This window comes from Thermodesulfovibrionales bacterium (assembly GCA_035622735.1).
Lineage (GTDB): Bacteria > Nitrospirota > Thermodesulfovibrionia > Thermodesulfovibrionales > UBA9159 > DASPUT01.
In genome coordinates this window covers 1-18,645 of the sequence record DASPUT010000068.1, presented here as the reverse complement: position 1 = coordinate 18,645, position 18,645 = coordinate 1, and the positions used below count along the sequence as shown (strand labels likewise).

The 18,645-nt window shown below is 51.7% G+C and carries 22 protein-coding genes, 1 tRNA gene and 1 pseudogene; 11 read left to right on the top strand and 13 right to left on the bottom strand.

Annotated features, from left to right (window positions below):
- The 7 genes from VEI96_03800 to VEI96_03770 all read left to right on the top strand — a co-directional run.
- Positions 1-1,929: ATP-dependent helicase (locus VEI96_03800; protein ID HXX57099.1), on the top strand; the 1,929-nt coding region annotated here is incomplete at its 5' end.
- Positions 1,930-2,065: 136 nt separating this feature from the next.
- Positions 2,066-2,224: a rubredoxin gene (locus VEI96_03795; GenBank protein HXX57098.1), complete on the top strand. Its 159-nt coding sequence runs from the start codon at positions 2,066-2,068 to the stop codon at positions 2,222-2,224.
- Positions 2,225-2,235: 11 nt separating this feature from the next.
- Positions 2,236-2,736 carry a ferritin family protein gene (locus VEI96_03790; protein HXX57097.1) on the top strand — a complete coding sequence of 167 codons (501 nt, stop codon included), beginning with the start codon at positions 2,236-2,238 and terminating at the stop codon, positions 2,734-2,736.
- A 203-nt stretch (positions 2,737-2,939) separates the two neighbouring features.
- Positions 2,940-3,986, top strand: coding sequence for a HAMP domain-containing sensor histidine kinase (locus VEI96_03785; protein HXX57096.1), 1,047 nt, complete (start codon positions 2,940-2,942; stop codon positions 3,984-3,986).
- Positions 3,979-4,863 (top strand): response regulator, encoded by an 885-nt coding sequence (locus VEI96_03780; GenBank protein HXX57095.1) that lies wholly within the window; start codon positions 3,979-3,981, stop codon positions 4,861-4,863. Before VEI96_03785 ends, VEI96_03780 begins: the two co-directional genes overlap by 8 nt.
- Positions 4,863-5,510, top strand: coding sequence for a hypothetical protein (locus tag VEI96_03775; protein HXX57094.1), 648 nt, complete (start codon positions 4,863-4,865; stop codon positions 5,508-5,510). The genes VEI96_03780 and VEI96_03775 overlap by 1 nt, the downstream gene beginning before the upstream one ends.
- A 195-nt stretch (positions 5,511-5,705) precedes the next feature.
- Positions 5,706-5,903, top strand: a complete 198-nt coding sequence (locus tag VEI96_03770) for a 4-oxalocrotonate tautomerase family protein (GenBank protein ID HXX57093.1) — start codon at positions 5,706-5,708, stop codon at positions 5,901-5,903.
- Here the strand turns inward: VEI96_03770 and VEI96_03765 are convergent, their stop codons facing one another.
- The gene (locus tag VEI96_03765) at positions 5,904-7,034 is read right to left on the bottom strand and encodes an acetoin utilization protein AcuC (GenBank protein ID HXX57092.1); all 1,131 of its coding nucleotides are present in this window, start codon (positions 7,032-7,034) and stop codon (positions 5,904-5,906) included.
- 226 nt (positions 7,035-7,260) lie between these two features.
- Between VEI96_03765 and VEI96_03760 the strand changes: the two genes are divergently transcribed.
- Together VEI96_03760 and VEI96_03755 are read left to right on the top strand one after the other, a co-directional pair.
- The gene (locus tag VEI96_03760; protein ID HXX57091.1) at positions 7,261-7,497 is read left to right on the top strand and encodes a hypothetical protein; all 237 of its coding nucleotides are present in this window, start codon (positions 7,261-7,263) and stop codon (positions 7,495-7,497) included.
- Positions 7,498-7,609: 112 nt separating this feature from the next.
- A complete protein-coding gene (locus VEI96_03755) occupies positions 7,610-8,761 on the top strand; it encodes a geranylgeranyl reductase family protein (protein HXX57090.1) in 1,152 nt (383 codons plus the stop codon).
- A gap of 32 nt (positions 8,762-8,793) precedes the next feature.
- On the opposite strand, the gene VEI96_03750 is transcribed toward VEI96_03755, so the two are convergent.
- The gene (locus VEI96_03750) at positions 8,794-9,204 is read right to left on the bottom strand and encodes a hypothetical protein (GenBank protein HXX57089.1); all 411 of its coding nucleotides are present in this window, start codon (positions 9,202-9,204) and stop codon (positions 8,794-8,796) included.
- 116 nt (positions 9,205-9,320) lie between these two features.
- Between VEI96_03750 and VEI96_03745 the strand changes: the two genes are divergently transcribed.
- Positions 9,321-9,656 carry an SHOCT domain-containing protein gene (locus VEI96_03745; GenBank protein HXX57088.1) on the top strand — a complete coding sequence of 112 codons (336 nt, stop codon included), beginning with the start codon at positions 9,321-9,323 and terminating at the stop codon, positions 9,654-9,656.
- Positions 9,657-9,716: 60 nt separating this feature from the next.
- Here the strand turns inward: VEI96_03745 and VEI96_03740 are convergent, their stop codons facing one another.
- The 7 genes from VEI96_03740 to VEI96_03710 all read right to left on the bottom strand — a co-directional run bounded on the left by VEI96_03740 (position 9,717) and on the right by VEI96_03710 (position 15,238).
- Positions 9,717-10,169: a CHRD domain-containing protein gene (locus VEI96_03740; protein HXX57087.1), complete on the bottom strand. Its 453-nt coding sequence runs from the start codon at positions 10,167-10,169 to the stop codon at positions 9,717-9,719.
- A 687-nt stretch (positions 10,170-10,856) separates the two neighbouring features.
- Positions 10,857-11,441 (bottom strand): NAD(P)H-dependent oxidoreductase, encoded by a 585-nt coding sequence (locus VEI96_03735; GenBank protein HXX57086.1) that lies wholly within the window; start codon positions 11,439-11,441, stop codon positions 10,857-10,859.
- A gap of 26 nt (positions 11,442-11,467) precedes the next feature.
- Positions 11,468-11,863: a cupin domain-containing protein gene (locus VEI96_03730; protein ID HXX57085.1), complete on the bottom strand. Its 396-nt coding sequence runs from the start codon at positions 11,861-11,863 to the stop codon at positions 11,468-11,470.
- A 287-nt stretch (positions 11,864-12,150) separates the two neighbouring features.
- Positions 12,151-12,477, bottom strand: a complete 327-nt coding sequence (locus VEI96_03725; protein HXX57084.1) for a carboxymuconolactone decarboxylase family protein — start codon at positions 12,475-12,477, stop codon at positions 12,151-12,153.
- A gap of 63 nt (positions 12,478-12,540) precedes the next feature.
- Entirely contained in the window at positions 12,541-13,065 is a 525-nt protein-coding gene (locus VEI96_03720; protein HXX57083.1) for a hypothetical protein, read from the bottom strand.
- A 42-nt stretch (positions 13,066-13,107) separates the two neighbouring features.
- Positions 13,108-14,178: an NAD(P)-dependent alcohol dehydrogenase gene (locus tag VEI96_03715; GenBank protein HXX57082.1), complete on the bottom strand. Its 1,071-nt coding sequence runs from the start codon at positions 14,176-14,178 to the stop codon at positions 13,108-13,110.
- A 73-nt stretch (positions 14,179-14,251) separates the two neighbouring features.
- Positions 14,252-15,238, bottom strand: a complete 987-nt coding sequence (locus VEI96_03710; protein ID HXX57081.1) for an aldo/keto reductase — start codon at positions 15,236-15,238, stop codon at positions 14,252-14,254.
- Positions 15,239-15,445: 207 nt separating this feature from the next.
- Here VEI96_03710 and VEI96_03705 point away from each other — a divergent pair, with 207 nt between their 5' ends.
- Positions 15,446-16,390, top strand: coding sequence for an AraC family transcriptional regulator (locus VEI96_03705; GenBank protein ID HXX57080.1), 945 nt, complete (start codon positions 15,446-15,448; stop codon positions 16,388-16,390).
- A gap of 759 nt (positions 16,391-17,149) precedes the next feature.
- Here the strand turns inward: VEI96_03705 and VEI96_03700 are convergent.
- From VEI96_03700 to VEI96_03685, 4 genes and pseudogenes are all read right to left on the bottom strand, one after another.
- A complete protein-coding gene (locus VEI96_03700; GenBank protein ID HXX57079.1) occupies positions 17,150-17,524 on the bottom strand; it encodes a pyridoxamine 5'-phosphate oxidase family protein in 375 nt (124 codons plus the stop codon).
- A gap of 163 nt (positions 17,525-17,687) precedes the next feature.
- Positions 17,688-17,774 (bottom strand) — tRNA-Leu (locus VEI96_03695).
- 81 nt (positions 17,775-17,855) lie between these two features.
- Positions 17,856-18,179 (bottom strand): annotated as a pseudogene (locus tag VEI96_03690) (thioredoxin fold domain-containing protein).
- Positions 18,180-18,191: 12 nt separating this feature from the next.
- Positions 18,192-18,620 (bottom strand): disulfide isomerase DsbC N-terminal domain-containing protein, encoded by a 429-nt coding sequence (locus VEI96_03685; GenBank protein HXX57078.1) that lies wholly within the window; start codon positions 18,618-18,620, stop codon positions 18,192-18,194.
- Positions 18,621-18,645 lie beyond the last annotated feature (25 nt).

The window sequence follows — 18,645 nt, the reverse complement described above, 5'->3', positions numbered from 1 at the left end:
ATCGAGTATCGGGTCCTGAACCTCGTGCAGAGTAAGATCAGTCCCGGCTCGATCCTGCTCCTCACCTTTACGCGGAAGGCGGCCCGGGAAATGATTTCACGCGCTGCACGCCACGACCAGCGCTGTAAGAATGTCGAGGGAGGGACCTTCCATTCCTTTGCCTACAAGGTGATACGAAAATACGCCTCCGCCCTCGATTTTCCCGATTCATTCATCGTCCTCGATGAGAGCGACGCAGAGGCGGCCATTCAGCGGTGCGCCACCCGGATGGGTTTCTACGAGAGAGAAAAGAGATTCCCCAAAAAAGATACCCTGCGTTCGATCATCAGCATGTCCCTGAACAAGGCCATCTCGATAGGCGAGGTCATAAAGAGGGAATACCCCCACTTCATCGAGTATAGCGCAGACTTGGAGAACCTCAGGACGGAATACACGGCTTTTAAGATCGAAAAAAACTACCTCGATTACGACGATTTGCTCCTCTATATGAAGATCCTCCTCGAACATGACGATATCAGGGACCGTCTCTCCCGGAAATACCGCTATCTCATGGTTGATGAATACCAGGACACGAACGCCCTCCAGGGAGACATCTCCTTCGCCCTCGCCGATAAACACCGGAACATTATGGTCGTCGGCGACGACGCCCAGAGTATCTACGGCTTCAGGGGGGCTTCACACGAGAATATCATGTCCTTCCCGAGGAGGTTTCCCGACTGCGCGATCATCACGCTCGAGGAAAATTACCGGAGCAGCCAGTCCGTACTCGATGTCGCCAACGCCGTACTCGAGAACATGAAGCAGAAATATGCCAAGTGCCTCGTCTCTGCAAGGAAGGAGACGGGGCAGCGTCCCCGGTTCCTGTTTTTCAAGGATGCCTATGAAGAGGCCGAGTGGGTGGCCGAAAAGATCAAGACCCAGAGGGATGGGGGGATACCATTAAGCCAGCAGTCCGTATTGTTCCGGTCGTTGTATCTCTCGATCCCCCTCCAGTCGGAACTGAGCAAGAGGGACATTCCCTACGAAACATACGGTGGACTGAAGTTTTACGAGACGGCCCATGTGAAGGATGTGATGTCCCATCTCAAGGTGATCGCGAATCCGAAAGACGAGCTCGCCTGGAACAGGGTGCTCCTCCTCATCGGAGGAATCGGCCCCAAGACGGCAAACAGGATATCCGAGGAGATCATCCGGTCCCCTTCCTTCCGGGACATCACGGAGAACGTCTTTCCGAGCTTTGCCCTGAATCGCGCCTATGCCGAGGGCATAGGAAGGCTTGCGACGGCGCTGAAAGGGGCATACGGCGAGGCGCTCAACGTCGGAGAACGGTTTGAGGTTGTCCTTGAGTATTACCGCCCGCTCCTGAAAGACACGTACGATGACTGGCATCTCAGGCTGAACGACCTCGAGGCATTGCGCCAGATAGCGATGAGATATGATTCTCTGGGAGAGCTCCTCGAGGATTTCGCGGTCGAGCCTCCGGAGCGGGGGGTCTGGAGAGTGGAAGCAGAAACCAAAGAAGAAGAAAAGCCTCTCGTTCTCTCGACGATTCATTCCGCAAAGGGGCTTGAGTGGAATTCCGTGTTCGTCATGGGTCTCAGCGACGGGGTCCTGCCTGTTACCTTCTCCCTGGACAGCGATGATGAGATCGAGGAAGAGCGGCGGCTCTTCTACGTCGCCGTCACCCGGGCGAAGAGCAGGCTCTTCCTGTCGCTCCATCATGAAGGGACGAGAGGGGGGCTCTCCCAATTCAATAAGATCTCTCGTTTCCTTGACGTGCCGAATGTCCTGTCAAAGCTTGAGCTGGGAGAGGCCTGCCCGCGGGAGGGGTCTGCATGGGAAGCGGGTGAAAAGGAACGTGAAGAGGTCGGACCCCTGTACGATAAGAAGGCGCTCCTGGATAGGATAACGGGCTTCTATAAGAGGTGATCATCATCAGCTTCTTTTTCGTCTTCCCCGCTCTCCGGAGGACTTCTTTTCTCTCTGCCTCACCCGATATTCATTGACAGAAATCAACGATTCTTTTAAAGTAAGAAACACATTTTTAAAACAGGGAGGTTCGGCTATGGAAAAATGGAAATGTATCGTCTGCGGGTATATCTATGACCCCGATACGGGAGATCCCGAAGCAGGAATAGCTCCGGGCACGGCCTTCGAGAACCTTCCCGATGACTGGACCTGCCCTGTCTGCGGAGCAACGAAGGACATGTTCGAAAAGATCTGAGGGGTTGTTTGATGAACGCCGTTGAGATAGCGATAAAGATGGAGACCGATGCGATAGCCTTCTATAAGGAGGCGGCAGCAAAGGTAAAGAATATCGTAGGACAGAAGATGTTCCTCTCTATCAGGGAGGATGAAAAGCGCCATCTTGATATGCTGAAAGAGATAATGCAGGGCCTCGATATCCGTTTCCAGGACGCCAGTCCCATCAGGAATGTCAAAACGATATTCGAGGAACACAGGGCTGAGATGATGGAGAGGGTCAATGCGACAAGCGATGAACTGGAAGCCTTCAAGATAGCGATGAGGATGGAAGAAGAAGGGATCGCGTTTTACCGGAAGCAGGCTTCCGAAGCCCCCTCTGAGAAGGAAAAGGCCCTCTTTGAGAGACTCTCAAAAGAAGAGGAGGAACACTTTGCCGTCTTCTCGAATACCTACTTCTTTCTCCAGAATACCGGGAGCTGGTACCTGTGGGAAGAGCACGGCATTGTGGACGGTGGTACGCCCTGGGCCTAAATTCACCAGGATCATGCCGGGCTTCGGAGATTGCGGAAATCCCCGTTGCTGACGCGAGTCCGATAGGATGAGCAACGTCTTCTCAGACCCGCCCTCATATCCATAGCGCATTCCTGCTCGTTTTCATCACGGAACCTGCCCAGTCACTGAATAACCCTCCGTTCCGGCAAACCCTTTTCCTCCGGCATAAGGTAGAATATTCTATGACGGTTTCGATTCGCGGTGCCTTTAACACTGCACGCTTTGTGGTGATGGTGTCGGTAACGGTCTTCATCTGGTTGCTGCTCGGCATGGTCTATTTCGACCGCTTCATTCCGCCCTTTAATCGTTTTGTGCTCTTGCTCATGCCCTGGAAGGGGATGAATGCCGTTCCTCCTGAGGCAGGGCTGGAAGGAAGGCTCACGTTTCTGCAGGGCATCCTTGATGCATCGGACAGGGTTGCCCATTCTGCGTTCCTGGCGATGATCGTGTCCTTCGCCCTCTTCAGCGTCTATCTCACCGTCGTGTATCAGCAGAAGCAGAGGCGGTCCCGGGAGAACAGGCTGCTTCTCCTGAAAAACCGGGAAATTGCCCGACGGAACGAGTTTATCCGTTATATCTCGGCCACTATCAGTCATGAATTCAAGAACAACCTCGGAAGGATCAAGCGCCGGATAGACCTTCTCCCCGAGCTCCCCGGCGAAGCGCGGGAGAGGATAGATGAAAACATGGACAAGCTTTTTGCGGATATAGAGATATTCAAGAAGATATCCGATGAGCGGGAAGCGGGACTCGTCGATTTTGCGAAGATAGCGCCTGGTGAGATGCTCGCTGACCTAGGCCGGCAGTTCGGTGATCTCGCGGATATTACGTTTCAATACACCATCACCCCGCCTGCGATCTTTGCGTCGCCGACCCTCTTGAGAACGGTCTTCGAGAATGTGATTGATAATGCCGTCAAGTATAAGAAGCCGGAGCAGGCGCGCGCCCAGATCGTCCTCTCGTGCTCCATGGATGTCGACGGCAGGCGCCGCTATGTCTCCCTCTCTATCCGCGACAGGGGGGTGGGCATGGACGAGCATCAGGCCGACCGGTGTTTTTATAAAGGGAAAAGGACGCGGGAAGGGTGGGGGCAGGGCCTCTACTTCGCGAAGTACGTGGTCGGGCTGCATGCCGGAAAGATCCGGGTGGGCAAGGAGTATACCGCATCCGGGGTCGGCACAGAGATAATCATTAATCTCCCCTTTGTCGAGGAGGCGATGGATGTTTAGGGTGCTCATCGCAGACGACGATTATGAGGACAGGGAGCTCCTGAAACTCGAGATCCAGAGGGCACTGGGCGGCGGAGACGACATCAGGTTCTCCGAAGCGGTCAGCGTCACGGAGGCGAAGAAACTCTTGACCTCCCATTTTTTTGATCTCATGACCCTCGATATCGAGTTTGATCGCATGAATGAAGGCATCGATGTCCTTCCCGAAATATTCGAAACCTACCCCGCCCTGAACATCATCATTGTAAGCGGGAAACTGAATAAGGGCGAGGTCTCAGAGAAGCTCTTCAGGTTTACGAAGGACAACGTCCTGAAGGGGAAGCGCTGGTCGCGGCATTTCGACGTCCTCGACAAGAAAGATGACAAGACCGAGGCCCTGCGTCGTGCCTATTCCTTTGCCTTCAGCCAGAAAGAGGTTTCGGATAAAATCCGGGAACTCTTTCTCCTCGCTGAATCCTATCTCGAGAGGGATATGATAGACAAATGCCTCGAGGTTTATCAAAAGATACAGAGTCTCGTGCCGGGGGAGGCCGAGTCGAAAGAAAACATCAGGATATTCAAGGAGAGCCTGTCGGTCGAGAAGGCCCGGGAGTATTTGAGAAGCGGTGATACGGTGGTGGCGTCCCTCCTCCTCGGGTATCATATCGAGACCGAGCTCAAGGGATTCACGCGACGGTTGTTGGGCAGGTATGCCCCGGGATTGTATGACTGTCTGAAGGAGCTAGAGCTCAACGAGAGGCTCAACGCGCATCGAAAAAGTATTTTCCAGCAACTCATACGGCTGAGGAATAAGGCGATCCATCATCCTGCGACGATCACGGAAGAGGACTTCGCAACGGTCGTGAAGAATCTCGAATCACTCGAGGCCGTTCCGTGATGAAGGGCAATACGCTCACGAAATATATCCTTCCGCCGGGACCGATACTCAGTCTTACCCTCATCGGTATAGTGCTTTTGAGCGCAGTGCTCTACTACCGGGCGGTAAAGATCGAGAGATTCCTCGAGCCCGCACTCGCCGTGACCCAACCGAGGATCGAATTCAGCGAGAATATCAGCCGGCTTTTCCTGAAGGAATTCGGAACACGGCAGATTAAGGGCATACGGTTTACGACTAGTTCGATTGTTGTTGACGAGCCCTTGCTCTTGAACAGCATTCCTCCGCGAAGAGAGACAGGGTCGGCGGTGCTTACGAAATTGAGCCGGATCTTTCTCGCCCTCCTGAGAGACGAGAAAATGAAGGCCCATGTTGATCTCATCCTCGTTGCGGTAAGGCTCCCGTTCGGTTCAGACCAGGAGCGGAACAGAGAGGAGAGGCTCCGCTTGCAGGAGAGGAGCGAGCTCATCCTGGAATCCCTTTTCAGGGCGGAACCGGCCCTAGAACGGGAATACGGGCTGTACTTTGCCGCGACGGTGACGCCCGTACAACCCTCTGAGGACAAGACTACCCTTGTCGAATTCCAGATTATCCCGACCTCGCAGCTCCATATCGAGGTGCTTCAGAGGCTCCAGAAGTACGTCCGATAACCGATCATATGCCGAACTTTTCGCAAGACCGGATCGTACCCCTTTTCAGTTCTTCATAGAGGACGTAAGTCCCTCGCGACATAAAGCCAGGTGAAGAAAGGCCCGATACGCTGAGGCGGACCGTGATATAATAGCCCGGATCTGATTTCGGGCCTACTTGGTGGGGCGTCAGGAATACGATTGAGGAGGGTGGCCATGCCGTTTGTGAACGTCAAGATTACGAAGGATGGGGCGACAAGGGAACAGAAAGCGGCCCTGATCAGGGGAGTGACCGATCTCCTCGTGAAGGTTCTCGGGAAGAATCCCCAAACGACCGTAGTTGTGATAGAAGAAGTAGAAACGGACAACTGGGGCATTGGCGGGGAGAGCGTGACCGAGAGAAGGAAGAAGTAATCAAGGCCCCGTTATCTTCGGGAGGACATTCTTTGCGATATAACCGACCACCCTCTCGACTTCTTCCTTCATCAGCTCCTTCCCTGCGATCTTCGCTCCGGAGAGATCGTCCCCGATCTTTCCGGAGCGAAACCCGTGGGGCCGGTATTCCTCGAGAAAATCCTGAGGAATCTCGTCGGGGATTTCCCGGTCATTCATGATGGCCCAGGCGAGCGTCCAGGCCCTCGCTACGTTGGCTACATCGTATCCGCCGCCTCCCAAGGCTACCCATCTGGATGATAGTTCCCTGATCCTCCTTACCACTTCGCAAAAACCCTTGGTGGTGTAATACAGGTCCGCGAGTGGATCGGAAGAAAAAGAATCGACCCCGAGCTGACTGACGATTATATCGGGTTTGAATTTCTCGATGAGCGGTGGGACTACGGCTTCGAAGGCGTAAACGAAGAGTTCATCGTCAGACGATGGGGGCATCGGGATGTTCACCGAGTATCCCTCGCCCTTACCCACACCTGTTTCATCCTCGAAACCTGTTCCGGGGAAGAGCGTGGTGCCGGTCTCATGCAGTGAGATGGTCAATACCGCATCGGTATCGTAGAAGGCTTCCTGAACCCCATCGGCATGGTGGGCGTCGATATCGATATAGGCCACTCTTCGGCCTCTCCGGAGAAGTGACCGTATGACAATGACCGGATCATTGATGTAGCAGAATCCCGACGCCTTAGATGCTAAGGCATGGTGAAGCCCGCCCGATATGTTGAAGGCGATATCGACTTCACCGCTGTCCACGAGTCGGGCTGCCTGCAGAGACGCTCCCGTCACGAGCCTTGACCAGTCGAGGAGACCCGGAAAGACGGGGTTATCACCCGGTCCGAGGCCGAAGAGTTCGGCATCCGCCGTCACAATTCCCTTATTCGCAGACTCCAGTACTTCGATGTACCTGCTGTCATGGAACAAGAGCAGATCTTCATTCGCCGCGGCTTCCGCCTCAACGAGACGGGTGTTCGGAAGTGACAAGAGTCCGCAGGCACTTATGAGTTCATAGGCGAGTTTCAGCCTGAACGTCTTGAGGGGATGGGTCGATCCATAATCGAATTGTGCAAAGGCATCACTATAGAGAAAGGCCGTTTTCATCGTTCACGATAGCAGGATATCGCCAGCCCCGCTTCCTCACACCCCTTAAAATGATTGTGAGCATATTGTATACTAACGATAGGTTCTTGAAAAGAACCCTCCATGCACGGTTAGCGTTTCGGGAGAAGGCAGATAACGAGTTCTCTGAATGAGTCGACCATCTTCCGGCACTGCTCGCTTTTTCCCCTGGATCATAGAATCAAAGGCAGGCTTTGGGAGGCAATTCATGAAACGGGAAAGTTTTTTCGCGTTCTTTAAGAAGACCTTCGTGGCTCTCGTCATTCTCTCGCTCTTGATCGGAGCCGGATTGTTTTACTGGTTTGAATACCGGCCGAGCATCGTGAGGGAGAGATGTTCGATCGAAGCCGAAAAAAGGGCGGATAAGGACGCGTTCGTCTACGAAATTATCTACCGACACTGTCTCAGAAAGCATGGGGTCGAGTACCCTGAACAGAAAGAGTAGACGGATTATATCTCGGGAGTTACGGTGAATCAGCAGAGGACGACGGAAAGCCATAATCGGGTCAACCTGGACGAAAGATTTCTCCTTACCGAGTGCAAGTTCTTTGAGAAAGATGAAAAGATATGACGTTGTGATAGTCGGGGGAAGTTGTGCTGGCGCGGCAGCGGGATATCTGCTTGCCAAGGCAGGGAAAAGGGTAGTAATTGTCGATAAGGCGGAATTCCCCAGAAACAAGCTGTGTGGGGGAATGCTCACGGAAAAGACCGTGGGATGTTTAAAAGAGGTATATGACGATATCTCATTCGAAGAGATCATCGATGAGACGTTCAATACCTATGGAATCTATCATTCCGGCATCGGCAAGATCTGCAGGTATTCAAGCCCTTCACCGTCTCTCTATTTGGTTGACAGAGAACCATTCGACCACTACTTCCTGCAGAAAGCAAAATCCGCGGGATGCGCGGTTTTTACGGGACAAAACGTTGTCGATGTGAATGGCGACGGCGTTCTTGCGGAGTCCGGAGAGAGGTACGACGCGGATTACATCATAGGTGCTGACGGATGCTACAGTGTGGTCCGTAAGGCGATGTTTCCCAATGGCGACAGGAGGGAGGCCGCACTTGCGATAGAAGTCGATCTGGATTTACAAGATTTAACGTGTTATGACGATACCGCCGGCATCTTTCCCAAAATATATTTCGGCTACGTAAATTATGGTTATGCATGGGTGTTTCCCAGGAAGGGATCTGCGATAGTCGGAATCTGCGGATTGATCAATGCGAACAACAATATGAGGGACCTCCTGGTCACATTTCTGAAGACTGTTTTGAAGCCGCATCGTGATCCCGCACATCTCGCACTGCGAGGGTTTCCCATCCCCTTTCAGAATTTTCTTGAAAAGCCTGCCGAGAGAAATATCTTTCTCCTGGGAGACGCGGCAGGACTCATCGACCCTGTCACCGGGGAGGGGATATGCTTTGCCGTTCTCAGCGGGAAACTGGCTGCGGAAGCCTTGTGTGCCGCCGGTGATGCGGCGGACGTCTATAACGCTCTCATTAGAAAGAAGATTCATCGCCCCCTGAAGCAAGGGTACTTTGCGAGGCATTTCTTATATTATCGGGGGTTTCACGATTATGCCATGTACAAGATGAAACAAAACGCCAAGTACTGTAAATACTCTTTTGATCTGCTGTCCGGGGAAATCGACTATCTTCGTTATGGAGTGAGGGTGCTGCGCGACAGGATCAAATATAAGTCTGAATGAGCGGGGGTAGGGTACCAAGACAAAGGCTGTCCCTACATGTGGCTCTTGCCTCCCCTGCGCTCATCCTTCTTTCTCGTCCTCTCCCGTTCCGCGGGCTCGATCCCAAACCGCTTGTCTCCGATCCTGATGGCTTCCACGATATCGGAAGCGACCGTTTCAAAGTCTTCGGTCTCTTTCGGCAGATAGAGCCACTTCTTAAGGACAGGATGTTGAACCGTGCCCTGGTAATCCTTCACGATGCCGGCGTGAAACTGACGGTCGGTCGGTAGCAACAGCCCGTTCCACGGCTCCTCTCCCGAACACAAAACCAGGACCATGAGTCCGTGGAGGTAGACAGCCCTGCAGCCGAACCAGGAGCGATCGAGATAGCTTGGTTCGTCCTGAAGTGATTCAACCACCCAGAGAAGGGGCTCGGGTTTCGGCTCCTTTCTTGAATACGCCATAGCAAATTTTACCCTATTTCGATCCCTGTCCGCTTCTGCGCAATGACCCGGGACGAGTTTCGCTGATTGTTGTTTTTCAAATTCGTCTGGCTTTAGAATAAAGGGAGAGGAGGAATATGAAAACGTTATTACTTGCTTTAGGCGGTTTTGTTCCCCTTTTGCTGTCCGGCTTCACTCCTGTTGTGGAGTCGTGGGAAAGAAGTTTTCATTGGAACTGGGAACCCTCCGGTTTCTGGGCGGGTACCTTTTTCCTGATCCCGATATTTTTCATGATAGCGCTTTGGGTCTCGTTCATTATCGGGATTATCTATTTTGTCAGATGGGTGATGTCGACAGGGAAGAGGCCTGAAATGAAATCGGAGGAAACAGCACTCGATGTCTTGAAGAAGCGATATGCAAAGGGCGAGATTTCGAAGGAGGAATTTGAACGGATAAAGCAGGATATTCAATAGCGTGGTCTGTACTCAGGAGAGCGGGAATTCCGCCCTCCTGAACATTGACGCAGTAAAGAGTTACTTGATCTGCCCTCGTATTTCCCCGTCGGGATACTTGCCCGTGTGAACATTCAGATAGGTATTCCCCGCCTCGATTTCGGCGACGAGATCCTTAACGGTCTTACCCGCAAATGAGCCTATTAGATCCTTAGAGGTAATTGTACCCTTGCCGCTCGCTTTACCCTTTTTGCCTTTGATTTTAATCGGCACCAAGGGTGGACCGGCTTCCCCGACTTTCCCCATGTGGATGTGTGCAGCCGTTACATTTTCGATATCCGAGATCGTGACCTTGTAGCTCAGCTTCTTGCCGTTCTTGCTGAGTTCAAAGGTCGCTTCGCCCTTCGCCGGCGTCGTGACAGGCGGAACTACTTCGCTCCCCGACAGTGTCGCCTTGAAACTCTTTCCTGCTGCAAGACCGGTGGTTGCAAGACCGATGACCAGCAGAAAAATGATCGGATACGCCTTTCTCATACTTTCCCCTCCTTTTTGTTCTTTCTGTTCGTGATTTGGCTGCATAATGCAGTCCTCTCATCCGGCCCGTGACTCAAAATATCCATCCTGAGTTATATAAAAATGCTAGCACACTATTTACGCTTGTCAACCGGGGCACGATGCGCATGGGGCACGATGCGCATGCGGGCTATGCATCGGCGGGTCGAGTGAGATAAGGGATACCAAGCATGTTGTCGGATAGAGCTTAAGCTATCAGCATGCCTCCGGGTACCTATGATTTTCATAGGCCCTGAGAATTGGGCAAAGCCCATAACTTTTTGCAAAACAGTATCTTTCCATTATTGAGATGGTCGGCAGGTACCTTGATTCTGAGGCACAGCAGGTCCCGAAAGAGCCTTCTTCAAAATAAAGGCAACTCATCATTACCTCCCGTGAAAGACTGATAATTCGTAACGCGATAAGGTTAACACCGAATTGTGTACGAACTTTGAATTTCTCGGTTAAGTTTGTTTAACCGATCGGGTATTTGATAGCGTTAGCTTTTCTATGGGTAGACGTTTCAATCACGTCGATGGTTTCAGAATCCTTTTGATGGCAGGGATAAGCAGTTTCGTTGTGCCAGGGCTCTGTTTTGAACTCCTCAAGAAAAGGTGCCGGATCTATATCAACTTTCGTTCTCTAGGTATTAGACTTTTTTTCTGTGAACTATAATAACTTCTCCCTTATTAACAGTCTCAATTCCTTTAGCATCCTTTTCCTGTCTTGCTGCGAAACATAGGGAACGGAAGAAAAATACTTATGCCCCATGACCTTCATTCCGCTAAACTGGAATATAGCCATATCGATTGACATGTTCATCATCTTGAAAGCCCCCATCTTCTCATAATCCTCTTTCGATGCACCAGTCGTAGTTACTACGAATACCTTTTTGCCTTTCAGTAATCCGATGACCGCATCTTCCGTTATAGCGTAAGCAAATCCCAGAGAAAACACTCTATCGATATAGCCCTTTAACATGGCCGGCATGGCCGACCACCAAATGGGAAATATGAAAATAAGGATATCTGCCTTGCTGATGTAATTCTGCTCCTTTTTTATCTCCTTGGGAACAGCACCATCCTGAATGGCTGACAAATCTTTTGTTGAAAGAACGGGGTTGAACCCGATCTGATAGAGGTCTCTCACCTTAAAATCTTTATTCTTCTTTCTTAATTCTTCCGATATTGTTTCCAAAATGGCGTGGTTGAAACTCCTGGTGTCGGGATGCGCGTAGACAACCAAATATTTCATCTTACTGTCTCCTTCACTGCGCCTGCTTAATGATGTTCTGCCGCTTCCGCAGAGTCAGCCTCTGCCTTTGTCTTGTGAACCGTTCCATCAGGATGGTTCGGCGGACTGTAGATCGTATAGAGCTTCAGGGGCTTATTAGAAGACGGATTGATAACGTTGTGGTATGTGCCGGCGGGCACCACGACGGCGTCACCGTCTTTGGCAATACGGCGTTCTTTGCCATTAAAGACGAACTTAGCGGTGCCTTCTTCTATACGGAAAAACTGATCGACATTCCTGTGTATCTCATTGCCGATTTCCTCCTTGGGCTTTAAACACATAACCACAAGCTGGCTATGTTTGCCGGTAAATAAGACCTTCCTGAAGTATTTGTTCTTTTCTGTCGCTTTCTCGATGTGTCCTACATAGGGTTTGGGTTTCATTGCCAACGCCTCCTATAAAATTTCTGATGCTCAATTAAACTTTACTACGTTTTAATCGGCTGTGCAAACTCATGACTGCTTTCTCTCTGGCTCCATTGGACTTCCCTTAAACTTCGCTCAACATATCAGACTCCAGCGAGTAACGAGTGCACCGATAACTCGATAGGTATTGCGAATCGAAACTATTGCGGGTTTCCGAAAGAAACTTCTACTTACTGATCCGTTGTAGGGTTTCTTCAAACTTAATAAACAAAGCTGACCTTAGCGATACCGTATACTCCTCGAGTTTATTTTTGAGCGATCACGGTCTTCAGGTGATTCAACCCCGATGCCGCAGTGGGCCAGCCCGCGTAAAATGCAATATGCGTAATCGCGGCTACAAGCTCCTCCTTCGTGAGGCCGTTTTCAAAAGCCTTCTTAAGATGAAAATCAACCTGCTCGATACGATTTAGCGCCACTAAGCATGTGACGGTAACTAAGCTCTTGTCTCGCTGCGAGAGACCGGGGCGTTTCCAGATGTCACCGAAAAGAAAGTCCTGTGTAAGTTTCGTAAATTCCGGTGCTATAGCCGTTAAGTCATCTATCGCTTTTTGTTGTTCGCCGCTGTTTGCCATGTGTATCTCCCTTCTATTTGTTTGATTACCTTATTTTTGTCATCCCATCCGCCAATTCGTATGCTATCTCTCCTGTTTCGATCTGACAAAGATGTGATATGTGACGGCGTCCCAGGCATTGTGAATGCCAATGAAGAGCAGCAGCAGCGCTGCAGCGCCGACGAGGAACAGGGCTGAGCGCGCATGAAAGTGAACCTCGTATGCCGATATGGCCAGAACGGCGTATGCTGTAAATGGAAGCAGAACATGAAACAGCCAGTCTTCGAACACAGGCTGGTAGGCGCTTTGCACACGCATACGCCGGGCAGCGATAGCGACATACACCGCCCCAAAGAGACCCAATAATCCCCAAAGAACTGCGACAGTGGTGATCCCGTTCCAAGGAGCACTGACAATCGCCGATAGTAACAGCGCGACTCCGAAATGAACGACGCTCGGCGTCGCAAACGCAGCGCCGGCCATTTGCGCGTCACCTACGATCGGCTTTGAGGCGATGAGCGTAATGACGACAAACTGCAATCCAATCAGGGCGCCGGCTGACGAGCCGACGATTACGTAGAAGTTTTCCCACCCGTTCAGTATTGTCATGATCGATCGACCTCCCTTACATCACCATTGTATCATCTCCTTTTACGATGAGCCTTTCAGCGATGCCAGATCGATCACAAAGCGGTATTTCACATCGCTTCTGAGCATGCGTTCATATGCCTTGTTGATATCCTGGATCTTGATCACTTCGACATCTGAAGTGATGCCGTGCCTGCCGCAGAAGTCGAGCAATTCCTGGGTTTCGGCAATGCCGCCGATGAGCGAACCCGCTACCGATTTACGTCCCATCACCAAAGGTACGGTGCTCAATATCGGGTCCAGCCCGCCGAGATACCCGACCAGGACCAGCGTGCCGTTCAGCGACAATGTGGGCATATAGAGATTCACATCATGGATATAAGGAACGGTATCGATGATCAGGTCGAACCGACCCTGTACGGCAGCCATCTGCCCTTTGTCGGTGGATATCACGATATGGTCGGCGCCTAGTCGATGCGCCTCCTTCTGCTTGCCGGCAGAACGGGTAAACAGGGTGACATCTGCGCCCAGGGCCTTTGCCAATTTCAAAGCCATATGGCCGAGCCCGCCCAAACCGATGACAGCGACCCTGCTGCCCTTGTCAACTTTCCAGCGCCTGAGCGGCGACCATGTGGTGATTCCGGCGCAGAGTAATGGTGCTGCCCCTTTCAGGTCCAAGCCATCAGGAATTTTCAGCACAAATTTCTCTGTCACAACGATCTTCTCCGAATAGCCGCCGTATGTGGGCATCTTATCCCGCCGGTCAGTATGGTTATAGGTGAATGTCGCGGTCTCCTCGCAATGCTGCTCAAGTCCCTGTGCGCAGGCAGAGCACTTCTGGCAGGAATCGACCATGCAGCCGACACCGACATGGTCGCCCGCCTTGAAGCGTTTTACATCCTTTCCGACACTCGTCACGCGGCCGATGATCTCATGGCCTGGCACGACCGGATACACCGTCGGGAACCAACTGCTCCAGTCATTGCGGGCAGTATGCAGGTCCGAATGGCATATGCCGCAGTAGAGAATCTCAATGACCACATCGTCAGGCCGCGGATCGCGGCGTTCAAAGCGAAATGGCGCCAAGGCGTCCTTAGCGGACGGTGCTCCATAACCAAGTACATTCATTGACATTGTCTTTTCCTCCTTTGATGGTAATTTCATTCTATTCCGGATCGCGCCATCGCGCAATTTACGCTCGGGCATTTCAGAGACCTGTTCTTTTTTCAAGTGCTTCAGGGTACCGGGCACCCTGGATCGTGATCTTTAATGCGGTGCTATCGATCTCACGAAGATCGTCCGGGGTAAGTTCGACGTTCACCGCTCCGATGTTCTCCTCCAGGCGCTCCGGCCTCTTGGTGCCCGGGATCGGAACAATCCACGGCTTCTGGGCGAGTAGCCAGACGAGCGCTATCTGAGCAGGCGTCGCCTTCTTCCGTTCTGCGATCGCGCGAAGCAGATCGACCAGGGCCTGATTCGCCTTCCGGGCCTCCGGCGTAAAACGGGGAACGATATTGCGGAAGTCGGACTCATCGAACGTCGTCTTCTCGTCGATTTTTCCCGTGAGGAAGCCCTTACCGAGGGGGCTAAAGGGAACGAGCCCGATTCCGAGTTCCTCGAGTGTCGGAAGTAATTCCTCTTCGGGCCGCCTCCACCACAGTGAATATTCGCTCTGGATCGCGGTTACCGGCTGGACGGCATGAGCGCGGCGAATCGTTTTCACTCCTGGTTCAGAAAGGCCGAAGTGCTTGACCTTACCTTCCCGAATGAGGTCCTTCACCGCTCCCGCCACGTCTTCGATCGGCACGTCCGGATCAACACGGTGTTGGTAGTAGAGATCTATGGCATCGACTCTCAGCCGCTTGAGCGATCCCTCGATGCTCTGCCTGATCTGCTCGGGCCGACTGTCCTGGACTTGCTGCCCGCCGGCATCGTGCTTGATCCCGAACTTGGTGGCGATCACCACCTGCCCACGGAACGGAGCTACGGCTTCTCCCACGAGTTCTTCGTTTGTGAACGGACCGTAGACTTCGGCAGTATCGAAGAACGTGACGCCGCGTTCCACCGCTTTCCGGATAAGAGCGATCATCTCCTGCTTATCTCCGGCCGGACCATAGCCATAACTCATTCCCATGCAGCCGAGCCCGAGAGCCGAAACTTCCAGGCCGCTCTGTCCCAATTTACGTTTTCTCATTGTTTCTCCTTTCACGTGTCTAGGACCAAAACTTCGAAACAGACTTTGCTCACATCTTTTTGCTGTCCCGTTATAATTTTATCGTACTCCTGAAAAAACAGAAGCAGGTAGATCAATTCTGCCAATTTATTGCCTAATAGTACGAGCTCTTCGATTAATGATTGTTACCGCGAAGTGAGGTCTGGTAATATGAGACAGGAGGTTCCGATGAATAAGCAGACGGTCAATCAGAAGTTTGAAAATAATAGCATGGAAGGTGCGATCGGCGCTTTGGGAAGGAGCATTGCCCGATGGACCGACAGGGGCAATCAGTATGAGACGGGAATCCCCGGCTTGTCACTTCACCGGCGGGAAGAACCGAGCGAGCCGATAAGCATTATGTACGAACCGCGCGTCTGCGTGATCGCGCAGGGGGCGAAACGCGTGCTGCTCGGAGAAGAAGCGTATGTGTATGACGCACACCATTTTTTGATCACGTCCGTGGATCTTCCCGCATTTGTGCAAGTCGTCAATGCGAGCAGGGAGAAGCCCTACCTGGGGCTCGTTTTGAGGATTGATCAGCGAGAGATTTCACATCTGATGGTAGACAGCAATCTCCCGCCGCCGCGTCCCCAGCAATCGAGCCGTGGAATGGCGACCGGCGAGGTCACAGTACCGCTGCTCACCGCCTTTCAGCGATTGATCGACTTGCTCGATGAGCCAAAAGACATCCCGATCCTTGCCCCTATTATACAGCGGGAAATCTTTTACCGTTTACTGGTCGGCGATCAGGGTGCGCGTTTACGCCAGATGGCGTCAGCGGGAAGTCAGAGTCAACAGATAGCGCGGGCAATCTATTGGTTGAAGGGTAACTTCACACAGCCGTTGCGAATCGATGATCTTGCATCGCAGGCCAACATGAGTACATCGACCTTCCACCATCACTTCCGGGCCGTGACGGCCATGAGCCCGCTTCAGTACCAGAAATGGCTGCGGTTGAATGAAGCGCGGCGGTTGATGCTCACTGAAAATCAGGATGCGGCAGCGGCGGCGTTTCAGGTCGGCTATGAAAGTCCCTCCCAATTCAGCCGCGAGTACAGCCGCTTGTTTGGCGCGCCGCCATTGCGGGACATCACGAATTTACGTCAAATGACTGCCTATGAAATGGCCTAGGCGGTAGAGCCGACTTCGATAACCAAGGGCGTCGAGGCATAGTATGATAGCACCCCATTATTATTCTGGGACGGTCCAGACGATTGTCAATTAGCTCCATCCTAAGACAACGACCTTCACGATCGAAGATCCGAGAAAACATCCGTCCTGGTTTCCACACTGTAGCCTTTCTGATGGAGCCGCAAGACTTCTCTTGAGTCAAGAATAGCCGTTGCAAAGATAGCAGATATATGATAGCGTGACACTAAGAAATAACCATTTTTTTATAGGACGGGCGATGGCGTTTTATAGTGCGAGAGTGGAGCCGCGCGATGATTATTATCATCAAATAGAATATGCTTTGGAACCTACCAGTGTTGAAGAAACCTATAAGGCGGTTACGATAAATATCAGCCAATCAGGAATAGGTCTTTATGTATTTAAGCCTCTCGCTGAGGGACAACAGATAAAGTTCACTAATGTAATTCGCGGCTCCCATAAGATGGGGACTGTAAGGTGGCATAAGAAGGTAGACCAAAGCATTTACCGCATCGGCGTTATGTTTGGTCAGTAAGTTTGCGCGAGATCACTCGGTCAATTATTTAGCACCTTCCTTCACAAAATTGACCTCATCGAGTCTCGCAGTTCTCGCGAAGCAGAGCCCGATGGCCCCTTGGACGCATTGATCAGCTGGCTGATCGAACCGTCAAGCACATTGACCGACCAGAACCTTAATGCTCACTTTGGCCGCATTGCAGATTTGGGGTTGACACCCCAACCTCACCAGGTTTGAGTAATAGAATCGATGACAACGGCAAAGGTAGCCCGCAGCCAACTGAACTTTTCCTTCATAAAATCATAATCAGGTCCAGATGTTATAAAAATTGCCTTCCCCTTAATCAAGAAGCCAGCCCCTGCCCCGTGCAAGCCTTTGACCTTGCTGCTTCCCAATGTAATCAGCACATTGGGATTAAAGGCAACGTTAGCCTCTGTCTTATGCATATAGCCAGCAGGAATGAATAGGCGGCCGTCTGATGATATCCTTAAATAGCTATTCCAAGTATTGACCAAATGCTGTCCATCCTTTCCCAACGTTGCAATCGCAACAACCCCGTCCTGTTTCATGATGTCCAACAATTTATCTGGGATATCCATGACTACCTCCTCTTTTTTCTCTTTTAAGCATAACATTCTCTCTTATCTATCTACTACATCTTCTGCTTTTCCCAGCTATGGAAAAAACCACTTGTTGACGGTCTGTTGACGGTTTTTTTTGAGGTTTTCAGAACGCTAAGGTATTGATATAAAAAGAAAAGGTTGGTGCCGAAGGCGGGACTCGAACCCGCACGGCCTTGCGACCACTAGACCCTGAACCTAGCGCGTCTGCCAGTTCCGCCACTTCGGCATATGAATAAACGCTGAGAGGTCACCGGACGGAAACCTCTCAGCGCGTTACTATCGTCCTACTGCGTACTCCCTATCATTATCATTTCCCCACTCCGCCGATAATCGTCTTGGCGTCAACAGCCCCCGGGATTACCTTGCCGTCGGGGAAGATCACTGCCGGAGTGCCTGAGATGCCGAGGCTCTCGGCGAGTTTGATATTGTCATCGAGCACCGTTGTTTCGCATTTCGGCTTCGGCATCTCTTTCTTCTCATAGGCGTCTTCGAGAAGGGCGAGGGATTTCTCGCAGACGATCGCCTTTGCCTTATCATACGCGCCCTTATGCATCGGGAGCGGGAACATCTTGACATAGAACACGATATCTTTTCTCTCTTCAATGACCTTCTTCATCTCCTGATGAAGTTTTGCGCAGTACGGTCAATCGGGGTCGCTGAATACGATAATCTTGTACTTGGCGTCCTTGTCTCCCATGACAACGGCATCACCGAGGGGGATTGTCGATACGTCCACCCTGCTGATGTCGGCGAGCCTCTCCTGGGAGACATTCTTTTTTTCCTTGATGTCTACGAGAGAGCCCGAGATGAGGTATTTTTTCGTGAAGTCGACGTAGACGAGCCCCTTCTTTCCGTTCGCCACCACGTCCACTTCCCACATTCCCTTCATGGGACTCGTCACGACATCAAGTACCTTCAGGTTCGGTATGAGGTCTTTCAACAGGGTCACTGCTTCGTCCTTGGTCAGGGTGTGGCATTTCGCACAATCCTGGCCCGTGGTGCTGAAGGCATACGTATATGATGCCGGCACCAGCAACACCATCATCGCTAAGAGGAACACGATCTTTCGCACGATTCTTCACCTCCTAAATTTGTAC

Excerpts from the sequence above, each read along its gene's own strand:
- VEI96_03740 (HXX57087.1), bottom strand. The coding sequence starts at position 10,169 with ATGAGAAAGGCGTATCCGATCATTTTTCTGCTGGTCATCGGTCTTGCA.
- VEI96_03735 (HXX57086.1), bottom strand. The coding sequence starts at position 11,441 with ATGAAATATTTGGTTGTCTACGCGCATCCCGACACCAGGAGTTTCAAC.
- VEI96_03720 (HXX57083.1), bottom strand. The coding sequence starts at position 13,065 with ATGACAATACTGAACGGGTGGGAAAACTTCTACGTAATCGTCGGCTCG.
- VEI96_03700 (HXX57079.1), bottom strand. The coding sequence starts at position 17,524 with ATGGATATCCCAGATAAATTGTTGGACATCATGAAACAGGACGGGGTT.
- VEI96_03755 (HXX57090.1), top strand. The coding sequence starts at position 7,610 with ATGAAAAGATATGACGTTGTGATAGTCGGGGGAAGTTGTGCTGGCGCG.
- VEI96_03790 (HXX57097.1), top strand. The coding sequence starts at position 2,236 with ATGAACGCCGTTGAGATAGCGATAAAGATGGAGACCGATGCGATAGCC.
- VEI96_03765 (HXX57092.1), bottom strand. The coding sequence starts at position 7,034 with ATGAAAACGGCCTTTCTCTATAGTGATGCCTTTGCACAATTCGATTAT.
- VEI96_03745 (HXX57088.1), top strand. The coding sequence starts at position 9,321 with ATGAAAACGTTATTACTTGCTTTAGGCGGTTTTGTTCCCCTTTTGCTG.
- VEI96_03780 (HXX57095.1), top strand. The coding sequence starts at position 3,979 with ATGTTTAGGGTGCTCATCGCAGACGACGATTATGAGGACAGGGAGCTC.
- VEI96_03750 (HXX57089.1), bottom strand. The coding sequence starts at position 9,204 with ATGGCGTATTCAAGAAAGGAGCCGAAACCCGAGCCCCTTCTCTGGGTG.
- VEI96_03785 (HXX57096.1), top strand. The coding sequence starts at position 2,940 with ATGACGGTTTCGATTCGCGGTGCCTTTAACACTGCACGCTTTGTGGTG.
- VEI96_03760 (HXX57091.1), top strand. The coding sequence starts at position 7,261 with ATGAAACGGGAAAGTTTTTTCGCGTTCTTTAAGAAGACCTTCGTGGCT.
- VEI96_03715 (HXX57082.1), bottom strand. The coding sequence starts at position 14,178 with ATGTCAATGAATGTACTTGGTTATGGAGCACCGTCCGCTAAGGACGCC.
- VEI96_03730 (HXX57085.1), bottom strand. The coding sequence starts at position 11,863 with ATGAAACCCAAACCCTATGTAGGACACATCGAGAAAGCGACAGAAAAG.
- VEI96_03795 (HXX57098.1), top strand. The coding sequence starts at position 2,066 with ATGGAAAAATGGAAATGTATCGTCTGCGGGTATATCTATGACCCCGAT.
- VEI96_03775 (HXX57094.1), top strand. The coding sequence starts at position 4,863 with ATGAAGGGCAATACGCTCACGAAATATATCCTTCCGCCGGGACCGATA.
- VEI96_03705 (HXX57080.1), top strand. The coding sequence starts at position 15,446 with ATGAATAAGCAGACGGTCAATCAGAAGTTTGAAAATAATAGCATGGAA.
- VEI96_03770 (HXX57093.1), top strand. The coding sequence starts at position 5,706 with ATGCCGTTTGTGAACGTCAAGATTACGAAGGATGGGGCGACAAGGGAA.
- VEI96_03710 (HXX57081.1), bottom strand. The coding sequence starts at position 15,238 with ATGAGAAAACGTAAATTGGGACAGAGCGGCCTGGAAGTTTCGGCTCTC.
- VEI96_03725 (HXX57084.1), bottom strand. The coding sequence starts at position 12,477 with ATGGCAAACAGCGGCGAACAACAAAAAGCGATAGATGACTTAACGGCT.